This is a genomic window from Acidobacteriota bacterium (genome assembly GCA_016184105.1).
GTDB lineage: Bacteria > Acidobacteriota > Vicinamibacteria > Vicinamibacterales > 2-12-FULL-66-21 > JACPDI01.
In genome coordinates this window covers 56,949-78,104 of sequence record JACPDI010000035.1, presented here as the reverse complement: position 1 = coordinate 78,104, position 21,156 = coordinate 56,949, and the positions used below count along the sequence as shown (strand labels likewise).

The following is a 21,156-nucleotide window of genomic DNA, read 5'->3' as shown; positions in this document are numbered from 1 at the left end:
TCTTGAACCTCCCGTGCTGAACCTCCCGTCTTGAACCCCTCGTGCTGAACCCCTCGTGCTGAACCCCTCGTGCTGAACCCCTCGTGCTGAACCCCTCGTGTGGATATAATCGCGGCCTCGCGCAGGCTTTACTGTCATAACCATCACAGCAGGAGGAACTAATGCGCACGAGGATCCTCGCGGCGTCGTTGGTGGCAATCGTGCTCGCGGCCGTCCAGCCGTCGAGCGCGAGGTCGGATCTCTGGGGCTGGGAAACCGTGCAGGAGGAGGGCGCCGGCGCGCGCGGCACGGTCAGCCCGGACAGGATCCCGGCCGAACCGGCGAAGATCACCGCGATCAGAACACAGGTGGACGCGAAGATCGACGGGTACCACGCGCGGATGGTCGAGATGAACGACTCGATGTACCGCAATCCGGAGCCCGGGTTCCAGGAATTCACGTCGTCGAAGATGCTGGCCGACGACCTCGAGAAGCACGGCTTCCAGGTGGAATGGGGCGTCCCCGGGCTCGAGAAGGCCTGGCCCGAGTTCGACAAGCTGAAGAAGGTCGGTGGGCTGCCGGACGATTACAGCGGCGCACCGTACCTGCCCACCGCCTTCCGCGCGAAGTACAAGGGCAGGAGCGAGCATCCGGTCGTCGCCATCGTCGTGGAGTACGACGCGCTGCGGGCCGGGTTCCACGGCTGCCAGCACAACATGCAGGGCCCGACAGGGGTCGGCGCGGCCATCGCGCTCGCCGAAACGCTGGATCAGAACAAGATTCCGGGGAGCGTCTGGGTGATCGGCGCACCGGCGGAAGAAGTGGGGCCGCCGTCAAAAGCGGCCATGGCACGCGCCAATTACCTCGAGGGGGCGGACTTCGCGTTCCGCAGTCACGGCGCGGCCCGCTCGACCGGCAGCGCGCCCGGCGGCTATTCCGCCCGGCACATCATCCAGCACCGCTATACGTTCAAGGGCAAAGAGGCGCACGCCCAGCGGGCCTGGGGCAGCGATGCGAATGCGCTCAACGCGGCGCAGCTCTTCTTCCACGCCATCGACATGCTGCGCCAGCACTCCGAGCCGCAGTTCCGGTTCCACGGTGTCATCACCGACGGCGGCGCGGCGCCCAACGTCATCCCGCCGCAGGCGACGGCGCTCATGTGGGTGCGGCATCTGATGGACGAGACGCCGCAGGGCAGAATGAGCCCGGCCCAGGCCCGCGCGGCGATTGAGAAGAAGGTCGAGCAGATGAACAATGCGGCCAAGGGTGCCGCGCTTGCCACCGGCACGCAGGTGGAGATCGAGCGCTACGGCACCTACGTCCCGTCAGTCAGCGTCGGCGTGATGCACGATCTGCGGTTCCGGTACGCGGTGGAGTATGGCGGAGGGAACGTGCAGCACAGTCAGATGCCAGCCGCATGGGAGGAGACCGGCATGCTGACGGTGCAGGTGCCGGGCATCGGCGTCCATGTCGGCAACCCGAATATTCCGGAAGCCCCGGGTCACTCTCGCCAGAACGCAGACATCACGATCAGCCCTGCCGGTCATGAAAACCTCAAACTGACGGCAAAGACGATGGCGGCAACCGCGCTGCGCCTGATGACGGATCCGGAGATGGCCAAGAAGGTCAAGGACGAGCACGCGATGTGGGTCGCGAAGTACAACGCGACCGCGACGAGCAGCGGCCAGTAGGACTCAGGGGAGGGGCAGCACCCCTCCCCAATCCCTCGCGTCAACCGAGCGAGTAGAACAGATCCACAAACGATCGCACCGCTCCGTCGATCCCGGCCACCTTCGGGTTGGCCGACTCGATGACGAAGTACTCGTCCGGTGCGTGAGCGCCGCCGCCGTGGCCAAGCCCGAACTGGCCGGCGGGCAGATTCAACGGCGCGCCGGTGAACGTCACACCGGGCCATGATCCCGCAAGCCGCGGCCAGAGCAGCGGGTCGAGCCCGGATTTCTGGTACGTCGCCACCATCGCCTTGACGAGACGCGAGTCGGCCGGCGTCTCGGTCGGATCGTACCCGCCCGACATGTTCACCTCGATGTCCGCGAATCCATGGCGTGCGAGGTGCTGCTTGATCACGTCCAACGTTCCCGCGGCCGTCATGTCGGGCACGAGCCGCACGTCAACCTTCGCGAGCGCCCGGTGCGGCAGGATGGTCTTTCCGCCCGGTCCGGTGTAGCCGCCGACGAGCCCTTCGATGTTGATGGTGGGTTGCGACACCAGCCTCACGAGCGAGTCGTGCCAGGACTCATCTCCGATCCACCGCGACACGCCCAACGTCTTCCTGGCAACCGCCTCGTCGCGACGCGGAATCGCCGATTCCAGGATCTGGCGCTGTTGAGGCGTGAGCGGACGCACCTTGTCGAAGAAGCCCTCGACCGCCGGCGTGTGGCCGTCTCCCTTGATCAGGGTGTTGAGCGCCTGCACGAGGCGCCACACGGGACTGTCGACCTGCGCCGCGAGACTGGAGTGGATGTCCTTGGTCGGCCCTCGGCCCCACTTCTCTCCGGACGACACCAGCTCCAGTTCGATGACTCCCTTCGCTCCGAGGTTGACCTGGACAGAGCCGTCCGGATCCTGGTTGCCGAGCGGGATGATGATGCCGATCGACTTGCGCAGCGCCGCCTCGACCTCCGGCGTGAACACGATCTCGCGGAAATTCGGCGAGCCGATCTCCTCTTCACCCTCGGCCACCAGCACCAGGTTCACGGGCGGCTTCCGCCCGGCGGCTTTGAAGGCGTGGAGCGCCGCGAGACACGCGGTCTGCGGGCCTTTCGTGTTCGTGGCCCCTCGCCCGACGATGACCTTTCCCATCCCGGGCCGATCCACGAGCCGGCCTTCAAGCGGCGGCGAGGTCCACTCCGACGGGTCGAACTGCTTGACGTCGTACATGAAGTAGAGCGCCAGCGTGGTCGGGGCGCCGGCGTCGAGCGTCGCGAAGACACCCGGCTTCCCCGCGGTCCGAATGATGTCCACGCGGCCGAAGCCCGCTTCGCGCGCGAGCCGGGCCATGTATTCAGTGCCCTCCGGGTAGCCGCGGTTCTCGGCCGCAATGGATGGCAAGGCGATCCAGTCGCGCAGCATCTGCACGGTGGTGTCGTGCCGCCGCGCGATCTCGGCAACGACCGCGTCGCGGTCTGCTTGCGCGAGCAGTTCGTCTGGCAGGAAGGCGAGAGACGCAGCCCCGGCCATGCCCGTCTGGAGAAAATCCCGCCGGGTCACGCCGTCCGGTCGAAGAGAGTGCATGAGGGCTCCTCCTGAAAGCACATGCGGAGGAGCCAACTATAGTCGATTGCTACTTGAAGGTGTACTCGACCCCGATGGTCGGCGACCACCGCGCGGCCAGGCCGCGGTCCCCGATCGGGACCGCCACGCCGCCGTTCACCAGCCACGTCTCGCTGGCGTTCCACTTGAAGCCGATCGACACGATCGACAGCGTGGTGGATGCCGTGCCCGCCACGAGGCGCAGCGTTTCAACGCCGCGGATCGTCGGGTGCGCCGCCGTGAACTCCTCGATGGAGTGGATTTCCGAGAGGTTCCTCACGAGCAGCTCGGTTGAGACCGTCAGGGCCGGCGCCGGCGTGAACGCCAGCGCGCCGGTGAGGCCGGTCTCGTCCGACAGCCCGCCGCGCGCGAGGAACGCGTTCCCATGCACCGCCACCTGCCGCCCCTCGGCGGAGGTGATCGCCAGCACGCGGTAGCCGGTGCGCCCGGCGCCGAGCAGATCTTCCTCCCGCCCCGTCGGCAGCCGCACGTCCGCCCCCAGCGCGAAGCCGGCGGACCGGTTCCCGGCCACGCGCACCTTCACGCGCGCGATGGCGTCGCCGAGTCCCGCCACATCCGCCTGCCCCGACGCCTGCACGAACGTGCTGCCGCGATACACGTTGGTGCGCGCCCCCTCCATTTGCAGCGCCACGAACGGGATCGCCCCCGAGATCTCCACACGGTCCGCGATCCCGGCGTTCGCAACCAGCGCAAGCGTGTGCGTCCGCAGCCGCAGGGTGAGCGTCTCCACGTCGAACGGCGCGGTCTCGTCGCGGAACCGGTTTGCCGTGGTCACGAATCCGTCGCGCAGGTCTCGACCGTCGAGCCGATCGAAATCGGCATATCGGTACGTAATGCCAATCGACACCTGGCCCGCCGCCGTCGTCTGGACCCGCTCGGCAATGAACGCGCCGAAGCTGTCGCTCGCGCGTTCGAAGGTGCCAAGCTCCGAGTTGAACCGGTAGCTGAAGCCGCTGGACGCTGAGGCCAGCGGCTGTGTCGTGAGGTTGACGAGCAGCGCGCGCGCGATCGTGGCGCTGGTGGCGGCGGCAGCCTCGCGGTCCTTCGCGAAGTCGCCGGTCGGCACCGCCTGGTTGGTCAGGAGAAACGACAGCACCTCGGCGACCGACTGCCGCGGTGCCTCGGTGGTCTGCGCCATGGCGGTGGGGCACGCCACCAGCGCGATGACGCCGGCCGCCAGGCTAGTCCTTCTCAACGCGGGTCGCGAGGATCGAGCCATCGGCCTGCACAACTCCCTTCGCCTTCACGTCCGTGCCATTCCGGATTTCGCCGCACTTCAACTTCCTGAACTCGGTCGCCGCGTTCGTGCGAATCACCCTTTGCGAGACGACGAACTGCAGGTTCGGGCAGCTCCCTTGCAGCGACGAAACTTCCCCCTCCACCTCCAGGGTTCGACCGGTATCAGGGTCAGGCGCCGGGGAGGGGGCCGGCGCCGGACCGGAGGGTGACGGTGACGGTGACGGTGACGGCGCAGGCGCCGGCGGAGGTGGCGGCGGCAGCGCTTCCTGGTGAACGGCGATCTGCTCGCCATTCGACACCTGGATCGCGGCGTCTCGCGCCTGCGTCGCGCTGTTCTGGTCCACGGCAAACCGGACCGCACCATCGCCCTGGCCGGACGCCGCGCTCAGGCGAATCCATCCGTCGGAGGCCTGCGCCGACCACGAGCACTCGCGGGCGGCGGAAACCGTGATGCTGCCGTTCCCACCTTGCGGAGGAAACGACACACTTCCTCCCTCCACGGTCACCTGGCACTTGGTCTGAGAGGGCGCAGTAACGGACGAGGTGCTCGTGCTGCCGCACGACACGGCGAAGAAAATTCCGAGGACCGCCGGGGCGAGCCGGCAGAGGTCGCGCACCATCGCGCCGATCACGATGCACGACGCTCGCCAGCGCGTCCGATCAGCGCACCGTCGCGCTGGCGATGGTCCACCGATCGCCGGACTGCGCCAGCGAGAAGCGCCAGGTGCGCTGCACCGACTCCACCCCGCCACCCACCTTCGGCACCACGCGCGCGCGTCCCCTGCACGTCGCGTTGGCGCGGGATTCGGCGATCTGGATGTCGCATTGGTCGAAAGCGAGCTGCTGAGACTCGAGCGCGCCGAAGGCGCGTGACAGCGCGCCGGCGTCGATGGCCGGCCACACCGATTGCGCGGCGGCGGCATCCAGCCGCTCGTACGCCCTGCGATACCGCTCAATCGCATCGCGCACCGACTCCCGGGCGCGCCCGGCTTCGTACGCCGCCGGTGCGTCCGGCGATGCAAACGCCGTCGCCCCCGCGGCCGAAACGACAGTCGCCCGCGGCGGCGGTGCGGCCGTGTCAACCGGCACGACAGGAGGCGGCTCGCTCGCCGGGACTGCAGACGCGGGCTTCACGAGCGGCGTCGCCACCGGCTCGACATCCGCCGGCGCGCCGGATCCTGCGGTCATCGTGCTCTGGCGAAATGACGTGCCGACGGGCGTTCGGGCTTCAACGGGAGGAACCCCCACGGGAGGCTCCGTTGGAGCAGGCGCCGTTTCGGCCTGCGGAGCGACGACATCAGGCGGCTCGAACACGGGCGGAAGCGGGCGAGCGGCCGCGACGACGATCGGGCGCGGGGCCACGGGTGCGGGCGGCATGTCGATGCGCGCGCTGCGCCGCACGATGTCGGCCGCCCCCCACCAGCCGGCCGCGGCAGCGACGGAGAACGCGACCGTGGCAGCCACGGCGCGCAGCCGGCGGCGGCGCTTCGCGGCGCGATGTTGCGCCGCGCGCGCGCGCATCTTCATCTCGAAGCTCTGCCACGCCGGCGTCTCGATGTGGCTTCTGGGCCCCACGCGCCGGAGATCGGTCACAGCCATCCGGGCGTGTCCGCCTGCAAGCACAGGTCCAGCTGGACTCGCCCGCACCGCTGCGCTAACATTCCTTGTTTACGCAACCCCAAAAATTCGCCCCTGTGGGAAACCGATCCGCCATGGCACAGCAGGGACTCGCGGCGAACCAGATCGTGGTTCGCGGCGCCCGCACCCATAACCTCAAGAACGTCGACGTCGAACTGCCCGCGGGGCAGCTCATCGTCATGACGGGGGTCAGCGGATCGGGAAAGTCCTCGCTCGCCTTCGACACGATCTACGCCGAGGGGCAGCGCCGGTACGTCGAATCGCTGTCGGCCTACGCGCGCCAGTTCCTCGAACGGATGGAGAAGCCGGACGTCGATCAGATCGACGGCATCTGTCCGGCCATCGCGATCCGCCAGAAGAACAGCGTGCGCAACCCGCGCTCGACGGTCGGCACGACCACCGAGATCCACGACTACCTGCGTCTCCTGTACGCGCGGATCGGGCGCACGTTCTGCCGCAGCTGCGGCCGCGAGGTGTTCCGCGAGACGGCGGAAGTCGTCGCGCGCCGCCTCGGCGTGCTGCCGGAGGGCACGCGCATCCTCATCGGCTTCGATCTGCCGATTGTCGCCGCCACCGAGCCGGCGCGCGCCGAAGACGACGTGCCGGATGAAACCGATGCGAACGGCGTGGCGGAGAACGGCAACGGCGGCATGCCCGAGCCTGCGCCGGATCCGATCGTTGCGCTGCTGGACACGCTGCGCCGAAAGGGTTTCGGGCGCGTCTACGTGGACGGCGCGACGATCGACCTGGAGGATGTGGATCCGGCCGCGTTGCGCGACCGGGCGTCCCTGCAGGTCATCGTGGACCGGCTCCAGATCGAGGGGGATCTGCGCACGCGGCTGACCGATTCGATTGAGACGGCGTACCTCGAAGGAGGCGGCGCGGCATTCGCGATCGAGGTTGGCGCGCGCGGGACGGACCTTCCTCCCACCAGTGGGGCGGACCTTTCAGGTCCGCCTTCGATCGTCCATCGTTTCAGCGAGCGCTTCGAGTGCCGTCCCTGCGGCATCGTCTACGAGATGCCGCAGCCGCGGCTCTTCTCGTTCAACAATCCGTTCGGCGCCTGCCCGACGTGCCACGGTTTCGGCAACATCATCGAGCTGGACATGGCGCTCGTGGTCCCCGACGCGTCGCGATCGATCAACCAGGGCGCCATCGAGCCGTGGAGCAAGCCGCACTACCGCGCCCAGCTCGCGGAGCTGAAACGCGCCGCGAAGGCGGCACATCTGCGATTCGATGTCCCGTGGGCGGACCTGACGCCCGAAGAGAAGTCCTTGGTGATCGATGGGGACGGCGCCGGGTACGAAGGCGTGCGGGGCTTCTTCCGGTGGCTCGAGCGGAAGAAGTACAAGGTCCACGTCCGCGTGTTCCTCAGCCGTTATCGCGGATACCTCACCTGCCCGGAGTGCGGCGGTGCGCGGTTGCGGCGGGAGGCGCGCGACGTGCGCGTCGCAGGGCTCACGATAGACGAGGCCTGCGCGCTGACCGTGCGCGAGGCGGACCGCTTTTTCGAGACCCTCGCGCTGACCGAGAAGGAAGCGGCGATCGCCGGCAAGGTGCTCCACGAGATTCGGCGCCGCCTCGGCTTCCTGCGCGACGTCGGGCGCGATTACCTCACGCTCGACCGCCTCTCCTCGACGCTCTCGGGCGGCGAATCGCAGCGCATCAGCCTGGCCACGTCGCTCGGATCGGCGCTCGTGGGCACGCTGTACGTGCTCGACGAGCCGTCGATCGGGCTCCACCCGCGCGACAGCGCGCGGCTGATCGCGATCCTAAAGCAGCTCCGCGACCAGGGGAACACCGTACTCGTCGTCGAGCACGACGCAGACATGATCCGCGTCGCCGACCGGATCGTGGATCTCGGCCTCGGGGCGGGGGAGCAGGGAGGGCGGATCATCTACAGCGGCGATCTGGCCGGTCTGATGCAGGAGCCCCGATCGCTCACGGCGAAGTACCTCCGCGACGACCTCGCGATTCCGGTCCCCGCGACGCGCCGGAGGCCGACGAGCCAGAAAATCCGGGTGCTGGGCGCATCCGAGCACAACCTGAAGAACATCGACGTCGACATTCCGCTCGGCATGCTGACGTGCGTCACCGGCGTCAGCGGATCGGGCAAGTCCACGCTGGTGCACGACGTCATTTACGCCGCGCTCAAGCGCGCGAAGGGGGACTGGGACCGCCGCATCGGCGTGCACCGGAAACTCGACGGCGCGGAGTTCGTGAGCGACGTCGTCCTGGTGGACCAGGCGCCCATCGGCCGGACACCGCGGTCCAACCCGGTGACGTACCTGAAGGCGTTCGATCCGATCCGCGAGCTGCTCGCCTCCACGAAGGACGCGCGATCGCGCGGTCTGACCGCCAGCCACTTCTCCTTCAACGTGCCCGGCGGGCGCTGCGACGGGTGCGAGGGGGAAGGCGAGGTGCGTGTCGAGATGCAGTTCCTCGCCGACGTCTTCGTGCCGTGCGAGCAGTGCGACGGGAAGCGGTTCAAGCCGCAGGTCCTCGAGGTGCGCTACCGCGGCAAGAGCATCGACCAGGTGCTCGACATGACCGTGCGCGAGGCGCTCACCTTCTTCTCGAACTCGCCGAAAGTGCTGCGCCGCCTGCAGGTGCTCGATGAGATCGGGCTCGGATACCTCCGGCTGGGGCAGCCGGCGACGACGCTGTCGGGCGGGGAGGCGCAGCGGATCAAGATCGCGGCGCACCTGGCGTCCACGACCGGCGAGCGAATCCTCTACATCCTCGACGAGCCGACGACGGGCCTGCACTTCGATGACATCGCGAAACTGATCGCCGCGTTCAGGAAGCTGCTCCAGGCGGGGCACAGCCTGCTCGTGATCGAGCACAACCTGGACGTGATCAAGACGGCGGACTGGGTCATCGATCTCGGGCCGGAAGGGGGCGAAGCCGGCGGCGAGATCGTCGCGGCCGGCCCGCCGGAGCGGATCGTCGACACCCCGCTGTCACACACCGGCCGTCATCTGCGAAACGTGCTCGCGACCGGGCGGTCGCATTCCTACTCGGCCGGGTGAGAAAAGGGGGACAGTCCCCCTTTTCAAGAAGGGGGACAGTCCCCCTTTTCTTTCGCCGCCAGATCGATCGCGGCGTCGTGACCGCGGACGGTTTCCGCGGCGCCGGCCGCGCGCAGCGCCCGAACGGCGTTGTGGACGTCCACGATGTCTTCACCACGCGTGGCGCCCAGCCGCACGGATCCGGAGTGCTCGAACGTCACGAGCCGGAACAGCTCCGCAGGCTGCTGCGCGTATCCGGTCGACGGCCAAAGCAGGGCGAGCGCGAGCCCGGTCGCGACAACGCTCTCCGCCATCGTGGACTCCGTCCGATGGCGCCGCCACCGCAGCGCGGCTGCGACGAGGATGATGCCGACGCACAACAGCATGAGCAGGGTCAGGACCGTGTTCACGTATCCCTGCATCCGCACGCCTGGATTGGTCCCCACGGCCATCGGCCAGAAGTTGTCCCGCACGCTCAGGATCCCGGCGCTGATCGTCGTGGTGGCCACGAACAACATCGGCACGATCGTCACCCACGCGTACCGCGCGCGTCCGGCGTTGACGAGCACGATGGTCGTGATCGCCAGGGCCACGGTCGCCAGGAGCTGGTTCGCGATGCCGAACATCGGCCAGATCGTGCTGATGCTCCCGGCGTGGATGAAGTACGCCCACGACACGACCACCGCGAGCGTGGCCAGTCCCGCGGCGGGGATCGAGTCGTTCCGTCCGAGCGGAGCATAGAGGCGCCCCGCGAACTCCTGCAGGATGAAGCGCGCGACCCGCGTGCCGGCGTCGATCGTCGTCAGGATGAAGAGCGCCTCGAACATGATGGCGAAGTGGTACCAGTACGACATCAGCCCCGCCATGCCCGGCAGCGCGGTGAAGATCTGCGCCATGCCGACGGCGAGCGACACGGCACCGCCCGGACGGCCGGCCACATCTTCGCCGACCTGCGCCGAGAGCGCGGCGAGATTGACCTCCGGAATGTTGAGCGCCGCGAACTGGCTCGCGGGAACGTTAATCCCGAAATAGTCACCGGGGTGGAGCGCCGTCGCGGCGATCAGGGCGACAATCCCCACCACCCCTTCCACGAGCATCGCGCCGTACCCGATCGGGCGGATGTCCGACTCGCGGTTCAACATCTTGGGCGTGGTGCCGGACCCGATCAGCCCGTGGAACCCGGAGATCGCGCCGCAGGCAATCGTGATGAAGACGAAGGGAAAGACCTTGCCCGGGATGATCGGCCCGCCCCCCGCGGCGAATTGCGAGACCGCCGGCATGTGCAGCGTCGGCCCGACGAAGGTGACGCCCAGGATGAGGAACGCCACCGTGCCGATCTTCATGAAGGCCGACAGGTAGTCGCGCGGCGCGAGCAGCAGCCACACCGGCAGCACGGATGCGGCGAACCCGTACACGGCCAGCGCGAGCACCAGCTCGTTCTTGTTCAGGATGAACAGCCGGCCCCATTCCGCCTCGGCCACCCATCGTCCCGCGACGACGCACAGGATCAGGGCGGTGACGCCCATGATCGTTGCGCTGGTCACGGCCCCCTTGCGCCAGCGCCACATGTAGAGGCCCATGACGATCGCAATCGGGATCGTCATGCCGATGGTGAACGTGCCCCACGCGCTGTCGCGCAGCGCGTTCACCACCGCGAGGCCGAGCCCCGCGAGCGCAATGACGATGATGAAGAGGATGGCGACGGCGGCGGTGACGCCCGCGACCGTTCCGATCTCCTCGTGCGCGATCTCCGCGAGCGAGCGCCCGCCGCGCCGGCTCGAGGCCCACAGCACCATGAAGTCGTGAACCGCGCCGCCGAGGCACACGCCGACCACGAGCCAGATGGCGCCGGGAAGATACCCGAACTGTGCGGCGAGAACCGGGCCGATCAGCGGCCCGGCCCCCGTGATGGCCGCGAAGTGGTGGCCGAAGAGCACCCAGCGGCTCAACGGGTAGTAGTTGTGCCCGTCGAACCGGGTGTGCGCGGGAGTGACGCGGGTGTCGTCGAGCACCGCGACGCGCGTGGCGAGGAACGCGCTGTAGTACCGATAAGCGATGGCCATCAGGCACAGCGCGGGAATCAGGATGTACAGCGCGTTCACAGCACCCCTCCCCCGGGGTCGTTTGCGGTTACCAGCTCGACGTCGTCGCGGGCCGCTTGGTTTCCGGCTTCGCGACGTGTGTCAGGGTGCCGATGCCCTCGATGGTCGCGACGAGCTTGTCACCCGGCTTGAGAAACACCTGATCGGGCCGGACCGAGCGCGACATGCCGGTGCCCGCGGGACTGCCGGCGGCCACGACGTCCCCCGGAAACAGTGTCATAATCCAGGAGCCGTACTCGATCAGCTCGTAGATGTTGTGAATCATGTCACTCGAGCGCGAGTCCTGCATGACCCTGCCGTTGATCGTCAGCCGCTGCGACACGTTCATCGGGTCCGCGAAAAACTCCTTCGGCACGATGTACGGGCCCATCGGCGAGAACGTATCATGGCCCTTGCCGATGAACCAGTCGGAACGCGACGGCTCCTCGCCGGGCCGGCCGCCCCGGTCGGACATGTCCAGCTCGATCGTGTAACCGAAAATATAGTCTTTCGCTTCGGCCGCCGTCACCTGTTTTGCGGGGCGGCCGATCACGATCGCCAGCTCGCACTCCCAGTCGATCTTTTCCCGTCCCGCCGGCAGGATGATGTCGTCGCCATTACCGACAATCGCGCCCCGGGTTGGCTTCAGGAACAGGTACGGCGTGCCGCGCTGTTTCCGTCGCGCTTCCGCCACCTTGCGCTGTTCCTCCGGCGTGCTCGACTCCGACACGTGCCCGTAATAGTTCCCGGCGGCGTTGAGCGTCTTGCTGGGATACCGGATGGGCGCGAGCGTGCGAAGCGCCGCCGCGTCATGAACGTACGAAGGGCGGCGGTCGCCGGCAAGCCGGTTGGACGCCACGAGCGCATTGACGATCTCGTAGATGCGCCGCCGCACTCCGTAGTCGTACCGTTCGATCACGCCCAGCATGTCGGCCGGCATCGGCAGGCGGATGAACTGCGGTTGCAGCTCCAGCTCGCGATTGGCGGCCTCCAGCTCGAACACCAGCTTGTCGCGCAGGACGACCCCGACCGTCGGGCGGCCGTCCACGACGAAGGTCCCGAGCTTGAACGGCTCGGCGCTCGCGACCGAGTCACTGCGGGCGTCGCTGCCGGTGGCCAGGGCGGCCACGGCGGCGAGCGCGAGTATCAGCGATCTCATCTTGTCCTCCTGGCGCTAGGGCATGCTCGACGTGGACCGCGCGCCGGCAACCGGGTTGGTGAGCGTGCCGATCCCTTCGATCGTGCAGACGGACGTGTCTCCCGGTTTCATGAACACGTTGCGCGCCGCGCCGACGCCGGCCGGGCTGCCGGTCGCGATGATGTCTCCCGGCTTGAGCGTGAGCACGTGCGTGACGTAGCTCACCAGCTCGGCGACGGTGTGCGTCATCCGGTCGGTGTTCGAGTCCTGCATCACCTTGCCGCTGAGCGTGAACGTGATCCCCAGCTTCTGCGGATCCGGCACGAACTCCTTCGGGACGATGTGCGGCCCGAGCGGCGCGAACGTGTCGTGCCCCTTGCCGATGAACCAGTCCGACCCGTGGCGGTTGTCGCTGCGTCCCCCGCGATCGGACACGTCGTTCTGCAGCGTGTACCCCGCGACGTAGTCCATCGCCCGCTCCACCGGGACTGCCGACGCCGTCCTGCCGATCACGATCGACAGCTCGCACTCCCAGTCCACGCGGTCGCGGCCCGCGGGAATCCGAATCGTCTCGCCGTCGGCGATGACCGCGCCGGCCGGCTTGGGAAACACGTAGGGGTTGTGCCGCGTGTCGCCCGGCCTCCGTTCCCAGATGCCCGGGATCGATTTGGGCGCGTCGGCCGGGGGCACCATGTCGTTCGGGCTCCGGCCCTGCATTTCCCGCGCGTGCTCGACGTAGTTCACCGCGGCGTTGAGGATGTTCTGCGGCATCACGGGAGGCAGCGTCTTCAGCGACTTCACGTCGTACGCGTGAGCGGGCCGGCTCGTCGCGGCCGACGCGGCAATCGATGCCAGCCTCGGGCGGAGCGAGTCGTACCGCTCGAGCAGCGTCTTCATGTCCGTGGGGAGCGAGGGATCCGCCTTCGACAGATCCACCGCCACGCCGTTGACGATGACGGCGACAAACGTGCGGTTGCCGTGGGCGAACGTCCCCAGCGTGTAGCGGGTGGCCGCCCCCGCGCCCGTCTGCCCGGCGGCCAGTGCGCCGGCCGTGGTCATCCACGCGGCAATCAGTGCGGCATGTGCGAATCGGCTCATCATCTCGGTTCTCCGCTGCTGCTCGATGTGACCGTGAGGCTCTTGGGCTGCCCGACGAGCCTGGCAGGGTCGGCGCCCGGCTTCGCCCTGAACTTCTGCGGCCGCCCGATGTGCACGTCCGCCGTGTAGAGACTGCCTTCGCTGTCCACGCTGAACTGGTGCACCCCCCAGAACCCGCCGGGGAACGCGCCAAACGTGCCCCACGAGGAGAGCAGCGTGCCGTTCAGGTCGAACTTGGTGAACTTCTGCGTGACGCCGTCCGAGATCCAGAGGTGCTGGTCGCGCGACATGTAGATGTAGTACGGCCGGCGGACGTTCGGCCACACGTCGAGGAACTTGCCGTTCTCGTCGAACACCTGGATGCGCGAGTTTGCGCGGTCCGCCACGTACACGCGGCGCTGATCGTCGATGGCGATCGAGTGCACGGTGTTCATGTAGCCCGGCCGCGTCTCGTTCGGCTCGTTCCCCTTCTGGCCCCACGTGAGGAGGAACTTCCCGTTCTTGTCGAACTTCACGACGCGCGTGTTCGTGTATCCGTCGCTGACGAAGAACGTGCCGTCGGGAAGCCAGGCGATGTCGGTCGGGCGCGCGAAATGCTTCCCGTCGTTGCCGGGCACGCCCACCTCGCCCAGCTGCATCACGAGCGTCTTGCCGTCGTTGGTGAACTTGTACACCGCGTGCGCGCCGTCATCGACCAGCCACACGTGCTTCTCGGGATCGTACGGGCTGATCAGCACCTTGTGGGGGCGCACGAACAGCTTGTTGTGCTGATCCCACGAGTCGATCAGTTTTCCCTCGCGGTTGACGATATACAGCACGTGGTCCCAGCGCGGCCGGCGTTCCGGCTCCGTGCGCGAGAGGTCGTAACCCGACGCGTTGCGGCTCGGCACCAGGCTCTGCGGCTGCCCGAACGAGTTGTCGGTGAGCGCGGGCAGGCACCCGCGCTGGTAGATGAACACGCGATCGGGCGACTCGGCGAAGATGCCGCCGGTCGACCCGAACTGGTAGCCCGGCCCGCAGGGGTTCTGCGGCCAGCCGGCGACCAGCTCGTACGACCCGAACTCGTCGCCTCCTCCTTTTTCCGGTGCTGTCTGCGGCGCGGCCGCTCCCGCGGCGATGCACACCGCCGCCGTCGTGGCGATCAGCAGTGCGGCCTTGCTTCTGCTCAGCATGCGTCCTCCTGCCCGTTGGGTTTCTTCACTTTTTCAAGTTCCTTGATGAATGCTTCCGCTTCCGCCGCTTCCGGCGTTCCCGGCGCGCTGGCGGCGACTTCGCGGAACTGGCGCAGGGCCTCGTTGACGTCCCCCTTGCTGAACGCGCACTTGGCGAGGCCGAGCTTCGGCGCGGGCGCGTCGGGCCGGGCCGCCTGGGCCTTGCGGAAGGTCTCGATCGCCTGATCGTTTCGCCCGACCGCGAAGTAGAGCGCGCCCAGCGTGACCGTGGCCTCATAGGCCAGCGGATCGGCGGGGTCCGGCTGGCGCGCGAGGCCCTGCTCGAATGCGCTGATCGCTTTGTCGTTCAGGCGCGCTTCGACGTACGCGCCGCCCAGTTGCAACAGCACCTGCGGCCTGGCCGGCGCGAGGGCCGCGGCTTTCTCGAGCTCGGCGACGGCGTCGTCCGTGCGCTTCAGCCGCAGGTACGCGAGCGCCAGGTTGACCCGGACCTCCGGTGCGTCCGGGGCCTTGACGAGCGCCGCCTCGAACGCGCCGGCCGCGGCCGCGGCGTCGCCGCGGTTGAACGCTTCGACGCCGCGCACGAATTCTTCGGCCCCCGCGGGCGCCGCCCTGGCGAGCTTGAAATCAAAGCGCTTCGGCACGCCCGCGTCGAGCTTCAGCTTGTCTTTGATCGGCTGGTATCCGTCTTTTTCGACCACGATCTCGTATTCGACGGCGGGAAGACCCCGGCGATAGAAACGGCCGTCGCGGTCGCTCTTTGTCGTGTAACTCCGGCCGCGGCTGACATCCCGCAGCCGGAACGTGACCCCCTCGAGAGGGTGGCCGCTCTCGTCCTGCACCGTTCCCTGGATGACCCCGAGCTCCATCTGGGCGGACGCCGGAGCGGGGGCGCCCGCGACGAGCGCCCCCAGGATGATCGCGGCGCCCGGGCCGCAGAACCCGTGACGTGTCCCGCGCACGGCCGCCCTCAGAACCGGACCCGGATGCCGAACTGCATCTGCCGCGCGAACTGCGCCGCCGTGGATTTCATGAAGTTGGCCGAGCGGCGGTTGCCGGTCGGGTTCACCAGGTTCTCGCGGTTGAGCACGTTGAAGACGTCGTAGAACAGGTCGAGGCTGTCCAGCCCGGCGCCGAACGGGATCTGGTAGCGGATCGAGAGATCGATCAGGAAGGACCCGGGGCCGTCCAGCCCGTTGATCACCGCCCGGCCCTGGGAGTCCAGTTCCGATCGAATCGGCAGCACGGCATCGTCGATCCCGCGCACCGGACGGTCGTTGTTGTCGCCGTCGCCGTTCACGTCGCGGCCGACGGTCTCGTTGATCGCCGCGCCGGAAATCGCGCTGACGACGGTGGCCACGTTGAGGCGCTGCCAGACGTTCCACGTGCCGCTCGCCGCGAGGACGTGCCGGCGGTCGAAGGCGAACCGCCCGTAGTCGGCGCGCACGTCGTTATCGAGCCAGACGCGGCGGTTGTCCGGGTTGCCGAGGCCGACGTAGTTGCTCTTCTGCAGCGTGTAGGCGGCGCGGCCGCTCCAGCGATTGGCCATCCGGCGCACGAACGACAGCTGGAGGGACTGGTAGTCGCCGTTCAGCTCGTCGCGGGTCTGCGACTGCAGCACGCGCGCGAAGTTGGTCCCGCGCGCCTCGGGCGGAACGATCGAGCCGCCCGGGTCGAACCCGGCCACGCCGGGGCGCACGCCGCCGATCGGCTCGTTGATGTCGATGATTCCCAGCTGATCGCGGAATTCCCGAACAACTCGTGGCTGAAGCCAAGGCTCCAGGCCCACTGGTACGGCAGCTCCCGATCGGGGTCGTCCACGCGGGGGTTGCGGTTGAACGTGAGCCCCGACAGCACCTGGCTGCGAAGGCGTGCGAGCTCGGCGCGGCCCGCTGCGCTCAACACGGCGACACCCGGGCTGCCCTCCGAGTCGCTGATCATGTCCGGATGCAGGACCGGGTTGTTCGGATCGCGAATGCTGATGTTCGGGAACCTCGTGAGGACGCCCGACTGGTCGAACGCGAGTGCCACGGACACCGGCACGTACGAGAAGAAACGGCCCGCGCCGCCACGCACGACCGTCGTGCCCTTGCCGGTCACGTCCCACGCGAACCCCGCGCGGGGCGCGATGTCGTCCTTGCTGTTCGGCGTGTGGCGCTGGTGATCGTACCGCACGCCGAGGTTCAGCGTGAAATTGTCCGTCAGCCGCCACTTGTCCTCGCCGAAGACATAGTACCGGCGGTCCTTCGCGAACGCCGGGAAGCCCTCCCCCTCGGGGCCCACCGTGATGTCGAACTGGAACGGATAGGTCGCCGGGTTCGCGGGGTTGTACGGCAGGTCACCAGAGAACTGGTAGGTGCCCGAGCTGACGGTCGTGCGCGGGGTGGCCTGGTTGAAGCTCAGTCCGCCCCCCAGCTTGAACGTGTGCTCGCCCCCCCAGAGCGACGGGACGAAGTAGCTGAAGGAATTGTCCAGCGTGTACGTCCGAATCCGCGTGTTGACGCCGTCGCCTCCCTTGCCCGTGATGTAGCTGGGATGCTCGTTCCGCTGCCCCAGCGTGAACGGGTCGCGGCCGTTGAAGCCCACGAACGTCACCTCCTCGTCGTCGAAGAACGCCTGGGCGCCCGTGCCGAGCTGCTCGCCGATGCGCCCCACGCGGAGCACGTTCGTCGAGCGATCGTTGAGGATGCTCGTGTACGAGACGCTGAAGAGATGGTCCCAGTCGCTCTCCCAGCCCTGGGCGTCGGTGGTCTCGTTGTTGGTGTTGAAGCCTTCTCCGCGGGTCGGCGCGGTTTCCAGGACCCAACGGGCGCTGATCGTATTGCTGTCGTTCAACTGCAGGTCGCCGCGGCCGAAATAGTTCGTGGCGTTCACCGTGAACTCGCCGACGAAATCCCGCGCGAGCGGCGCCGCCGCGGCGGGGAAGCGCTTCAGGCCGGCGATCTTCTCGTTGTCGCGCTCGAGCGTGAAATAGAAGTGCGCGTGGTCGCGAACGATCGGCCCGCCGATGGCGAACCCCGCCTGGACGGTCCGCTCCTCCGGCTTTTCCGCGCCCTCCGGCAGGAAGTGCCCGCGGGTGTTGAAGCGGTCGTCCCGGAAATACGTGTAGGCGCGGCCGGAGAGGGCGTTGGTCCCGCCGCGGGTCACCATGTTGATGATCGCCCCCGCGCCGCCGCCGTACTCGGCGCTGTACTGGTTCGACAGCACCTGGTACTCCTCGATGTTGTCCAGCACCACGCGCACCTGCGTCCCCTGGCTGCCGCCCAGGCGGTCGTCGTTGTTGTACATCCCGTCGATGAGGTACACGTTCGACTGCGCCGGCGTGCCGTTGGCGACCACCTGCCCTCCCTCGAACGAGGACTGCGCCGGGTTGGGTGTCATGCCTGGAATGAGCTGCGTCAGCGCGGTGAAGTTCCGGAAGTTCGACGGCACATCCTCGATCTCCTTGCCCGAGAGGCTGCCGCCGACGCTGCTGGTGGTCCGCTCCACGAGGGGAGCGAGCCCGGTGACCGTCACCTGTTCCTGCAACCCCGCGATCTGCAGCTTCAACTCGAGGGTCACTTCCGACCCCGCCGTGAGCTGCAGGTCCGTCTGCTTGTAGGCGGCGAACCCCGGCATGTCGACGCTGATGGTGTAAATGCCCGGATCCAGGTTGGGGACCGTGTACGCGCCGTTATCCGCCGTGATCGCCGTGCGGGTGAAGCCGGTCCGCTGTTCGGTGATAGTGATGGTGGCGCCAGGCAGGGCGAGCCCTCCCGCATCCACCACTTTGCCGCTGATCGAGCCGCGTTGCTGCGCCATGGCGGGACCCGCGGCCGCTGCGGCGAGCGCCACGGCGAGGGTCACCAGTCGTGCGACTGCGAGCATTGAAACTCCTCCTGAAGAACAGTCGTCGCGCGACGTATCGTCGCGCGACGCCCGAGGACCGCAGGCCCCGGCCTGTGTCAGAGGCTGAACGCTACCCCGGATCGCGCGGGCGGAATGTGAAGAGATGTGGCGGAATTGTGAAGACTTTGTGAGGGCCGCCGCGGAACGCGCAAGCTCGTCAGACCATGAGCCGGTAACCGCTGCCGTGGACCGTCACCAGGAACTGCGGATCGTGCGGCGTCCGTTCGATGTGACTGCGCAGTTTCGCCACGAAGGTGTCCACCGTCCGCGTGACGACGACCGGGCTGTAGCCCCACACGTCCCGCAGCAGCTGCTCGCGGCTCACCACCTCGCCCCGGTGGGCCAGAAGGTAGCGCAGCAGCTCGAACTCCCGCGTCGAGATCTCGAGGGGGCGGCCGTGGCGGCTCACGATGCGCCGGCTCAGGTCGATGCGCACGTCTCCGAGGAGAAACGACTTCGCCACGCCGTCGCGGCCGGCTTCGCCGCGCCGCAGTTGCGCGCGCACGCGCGCGAGAAGCTCCTGCACGCCGAAGGGCTTGGTGACGTAGTCGTCGGCTCCCAGGTCGAGGCCGACCACGCGGTCGGATTCCGACGACCGCGCCGTGAGGACGATGATGGGCAGCCGCAGGCCGCGGGCGCGCACCTCGCGGCACACCGCGAAGCCGCTCATGCCTGGCAGCATCAGGTCGAGGATCATCATGTCGAACGCCTGCTCGCCGATCTCGTCGAGCGCGCGCTCGCCCGTCTCCGCGGTCGTGACCTCGTATCCTTCGACCTCGAGGTTCTCACCGAGCAGGAACTGCATCTCCGGCTCGTCCTCAACGACCAGGATCCGAGCGGCGGCGTTGTCATCGCCTTTCACGAGGCCTCCTTTCGCCACCCCACGCGCGTGCGCAACCAGCCGGCGGGCGCCTGCACGGCATCCTGGAGCAGCGGCAGGCGGATACGGAACGTGCTGCCGGCACCCGGCGTGCTGGCCACATCGATGCGGCCGCGATGCGCGGTCACGATCTCGCGCACAATCGGCAGGCCCAGGCCGAAGCCCTGGCGATGCGCGGCCGCGGCTGCGCCGCGGTAGAACCGGTCGAAGATCCGCGCCTGGTCCTTCGGCGCGATTCCCGGCCCCTGGTCGGCGACGTCGATGATCGCCTCGCCCCCCGCGATGCCGACGCGGACCGCGATCTCGCCGGCCAGGCCCGAGTACTTGATCGCGTTGTCGAGCAGGTTGAGCAGCGCCTGCTCGAGCGCGGCGCGATCCGCGGCCACCACCGGGCTGCCGCCGATGTTGACCACCGCGATCCGGTAGCCGCGCGTGTCGAGCGCCTCCACGAACGCCTCCACGGTGTCGCGCGCGAGCGGCTCGAGTTCGACCGCCTCCAGCTCGAAGCGCCGCCGCGTGTCCGCCACGCGGGAGAAGTCGAGAATGCGCTCGATGAGCGCCGACAGCCGCGCCGTCTCGCCGCGGATGATGCCGATGCACTTCGCCAGCTTCTCCGGAGAGCGCACGCGCTCGAGGCTGACCGTCTCGGCGACCGCGCTCAGGAGCGACACCGGCGTCTTGAGCTGGTGCGACACGTGCGCCACGAACTCGGACTGCATCCGGGCGAGCTGCGCCGCGCGCTGGCTGGTCTGGATGGCAAAGACCAGCGCGACGAACATCAGGAGCACCGAGAGCCCCGACAGCCAGTAGCCTTGCGCGCCGGTCGATCCAAACATGCCGCCGGCCGTTTCCGAGCGCGGGCTGATCACGATCGTCCACTGCCGGTGCGGCACCATCGCCGCCATGCGCGTGCGGATGTCGTCGACCGGGTAGAATTGCAGGGCGAACGGGCTGCGCGCGCTGATCGCGGGGATCGGCTCGGCCGGGCCGTACGCGAGGCGGTTTTCGTCATCGATGATGCGCATGTCGAACCGCGGGCTCGCATCTTTCGGCTCCAGGAGGCTGGCGAGGAACCGCCGGTGCAGGTCCGGAAACAGGTGCGTGCGCACGTGGTTCAGGTTGACCACGAACCCGAGCACCGCGAAGAAGCGGTCACGCGCGGCATCGGTGTAGTACAGCCGGATGAAGACGTCGTAGCGCTCGCCGTTGGCCTCGGCCGGCACCGCCGCGTAGATCTGCCGCGCGACCGCGTATCGCCGCGCGGCAGCCAGCACGGCCTGCCCAAGGACCGGATCGCGGGAGAGCCCGCCCTTCGGATCGCCGCCGCCCGGGGCCGCGACGGGGATTGCCGGCCCGTAGAACAGCGCTTCTCCAGGGGCATTCCGATCGGCGGCGTCGGTCCAGATGAAGAACCGGTCCACTTGCGGGTAGGTGGCGAGCCCCTTGCGATAGGCCGCGGCGACGAGGTCGAACCGGCCCGCCACGAGGAACGGATGGTTGACCGAGGCGAGCGTGTCGAAGACGGGGCCATCGAAGGTGGCGCGGATTCGCTGGGCGGCGGCCGCCGCCGTCTGCTCGGAGATCTTCTGCAGGATGACCGTGGTCTGCCGGTCCAGCGCGGCCAGCGCCCTGTGATGGAGGAAGATGACGAGCGTGGAAGCGCAGAGGAGTGCCGCGATGACGAAGACGACGGGGTCAGGGCGCCGCGGCCGGAAAGCCCTCCACATCGGGAGCAGAACCG

At 68.3% G+C, this 21,156-nt stretch carries 15 protein-coding genes; 2 read left to right on the top strand and 13 right to left on the bottom strand.

The features are described 5' to 3' along the window. The first annotated feature begins 161 nt into the window (after positions 1-161). Positions 162-1,670, top strand: a complete 1,509-nt coding sequence (locus tag HYU53_13270; GenBank protein MBI2222163.1) for a peptidase dimerization domain-containing protein — start codon at positions 162-164, stop codon at positions 1,668-1,670. Between the two features lie 40 nt (positions 1,671-1,710). On the opposite strand, the gene HYU53_13265 is transcribed toward HYU53_13270, so the two are convergent. The 4 genes from HYU53_13265 to HYU53_13250 are packed head-to-tail and all read right to left on the bottom strand — an operon-like array spanning position 1,711 to position 6,108. Beyond that, positions 1,711-3,231: a M20/M25/M40 family metallo-hydrolase gene (locus HYU53_13265; protein ID MBI2222162.1), complete on the bottom strand. Its 1,521-nt coding sequence runs from the start codon at positions 3,229-3,231 to the stop codon at positions 1,711-1,713. A gap of 49 nt (positions 3,232-3,280) precedes the next feature. After that, the gene (locus HYU53_13260; protein MBI2222161.1) at positions 3,281-4,465 is read right to left on the bottom strand and encodes a hypothetical protein; all 1,185 of its coding nucleotides are present in this window, start codon (positions 4,463-4,465) and stop codon (positions 3,281-3,283) included. After that, the gene (locus tag HYU53_13255; GenBank protein ID MBI2222160.1) at positions 4,452-5,141 is read right to left on the bottom strand and encodes a BACON domain-containing protein; all 690 of its coding nucleotides are present in this window, start codon (positions 5,139-5,141) and stop codon (positions 4,452-4,454) included. Before HYU53_13255 ends, HYU53_13260 begins: the two co-directional genes overlap by 14 nt. 28 nt (positions 5,142-5,169) lie before the next feature. After that, a complete protein-coding gene (locus tag HYU53_13250) occupies positions 5,170-6,108 on the bottom strand; it encodes a hypothetical protein (protein ID MBI2222159.1) in 939 nt (312 codons plus the stop codon). Between the two features lie 113 nt (positions 6,109-6,221). On the opposite strand from HYU53_13250, the gene uvrA reads away from it, so the two are divergent. Further along, entirely contained in the window at positions 6,222-9,179 is a 2,958-nt protein-coding gene (uvrA, locus tag HYU53_13245; GenBank protein ID MBI2222158.1) for an excinuclease ABC subunit UvrA, read from the top strand. A 23-nt stretch (positions 9,180-9,202) separates the two neighbouring features. Here uvrA and HYU53_13240 read toward each other — a convergent pair whose 3' ends face one another. The 9 genes from HYU53_13240 to HYU53_13200 form a co-directional block, all read right to left on the bottom strand. Then, on the bottom strand, positions 9,203-11,260 hold the full coding sequence (locus tag HYU53_13240; GenBank protein MBI2222157.1) for a carbon starvation protein A: 2,058 nt from the start codon (positions 11,258-11,260) through the stop codon (positions 9,203-9,205). 28 nt (positions 11,261-11,288) lie between these two features. After that, positions 11,289-12,398: a fumarylacetoacetate hydrolase family protein gene (locus HYU53_13235; GenBank protein MBI2222156.1), complete on the bottom strand. Its 1,110-nt coding sequence runs from the start codon at positions 12,396-12,398 to the stop codon at positions 11,289-11,291. Between the two features lie 15 nt (positions 12,399-12,413). Then, entirely contained in the window at positions 12,414-13,478 is a 1,065-nt protein-coding gene (locus HYU53_13230) for a fumarylacetoacetate hydrolase family protein (protein MBI2222155.1), read from the bottom strand. After that, a complete protein-coding gene (locus tag HYU53_13225; protein MBI2222154.1) occupies positions 13,475-14,647 on the bottom strand; it encodes a hypothetical protein in 1,173 nt (390 codons plus the stop codon). The genes HYU53_13230 and HYU53_13225 overlap by 4 nt, the downstream gene beginning before the upstream one ends. Then, positions 14,641-15,609, bottom strand: a complete 969-nt coding sequence (locus HYU53_13220) for a tetratricopeptide repeat protein (GenBank protein MBI2222153.1) — start codon at positions 15,607-15,609, stop codon at positions 14,641-14,643. The genes HYU53_13225 and HYU53_13220 overlap by 7 nt, the downstream gene beginning before the upstream one ends. 8 nt (positions 15,610-15,617) lie before the next feature. Beyond that, entirely contained in the window at positions 15,618-16,346 is a 729-nt protein-coding gene (locus HYU53_13215) for a hypothetical protein (GenBank protein ID MBI2222152.1), read from the bottom strand. Continuing rightward, positions 16,238-18,514, bottom strand: a complete 2,277-nt coding sequence (locus HYU53_13210; protein ID MBI2222151.1) for a TonB-dependent receptor — start codon at positions 18,512-18,514, stop codon at positions 16,238-16,240. The genes HYU53_13215 and HYU53_13210 overlap by 109 nt, the downstream gene beginning before the upstream one ends. A gap of 178 nt (positions 18,515-18,692) precedes the next feature. Then, entirely contained in the window at positions 18,693-19,340 is a 648-nt protein-coding gene (locus HYU53_13205) for a response regulator transcription factor (protein ID MBI2222150.1), read from the bottom strand. 53 nt (positions 19,341-19,393) lie between these two features. After that, complete coding sequence (locus tag HYU53_13200; protein ID MBI2222149.1) at positions 19,394-21,142, bottom strand: HAMP domain-containing histidine kinase; 1,749 nt, start codon at positions 21,140-21,142, stop codon at positions 19,394-19,396. Between the last annotated feature and the right edge of the window lie 14 nt (positions 21,143-21,156).

Coding starts and splice junctions, on each gene's coding strand:
- HYU53_13270 (MBI2222163.1), top strand. CDS start 162: ATGCGCACGAGGATCCTCGCGGCGTCGTTGGTGGCAATCGTGCTCGCG.
- HYU53_13265 (MBI2222162.1), bottom strand. CDS start 3,231: ATGCACTCTCTTCGACCGGACGGCGTGACCCGGCGGGATTTTCTCCAG.
- HYU53_13250 (MBI2222159.1), bottom strand. CDS start 6,108: ATGGCTGTGACCGATCTCCGGCGCGTGGGGCCCAGAAGCCACATCGAG.
- uvrA (MBI2222158.1), top strand. CDS start 6,222: ATGGCACAGCAGGGACTCGCGGCGAACCAGATCGTGGTTCGCGGCGCC.
- HYU53_13235 (MBI2222156.1), bottom strand. CDS start 12,398: ATGAGATCGCTGATACTCGCGCTCGCCGCCGTGGCCGCCCTGGCCACC.
- HYU53_13230 (MBI2222155.1), bottom strand. CDS start 13,478: ATGATGAGCCGATTCGCACATGCCGCACTGATTGCCGCGTGGATGACC.
- HYU53_13225 (MBI2222154.1), bottom strand. CDS start 14,647: ATGCTGAGCAGAAGCAAGGCCGCACTGCTGATCGCCACGACGGCGGCG.
- HYU53_13210 (MBI2222151.1), bottom strand. CDS start 18,514: ATGCTCGCAGTCGCACGACTGGTGACCCTCGCCGTGGCGCTCGCCGCA.
- HYU53_13205 (MBI2222150.1), bottom strand. CDS start 19,340: ATGCAGTTCCTGCTCGGTGAGAACCTCGAGGTCGAAGGATACGAGGTC.
- HYU53_13200 (MBI2222149.1), bottom strand. CDS start 21,142: ATGTGGAGGGCTTTCCGGCCGCGGCGCCCTGACCCCGTCGTCTTCGTC.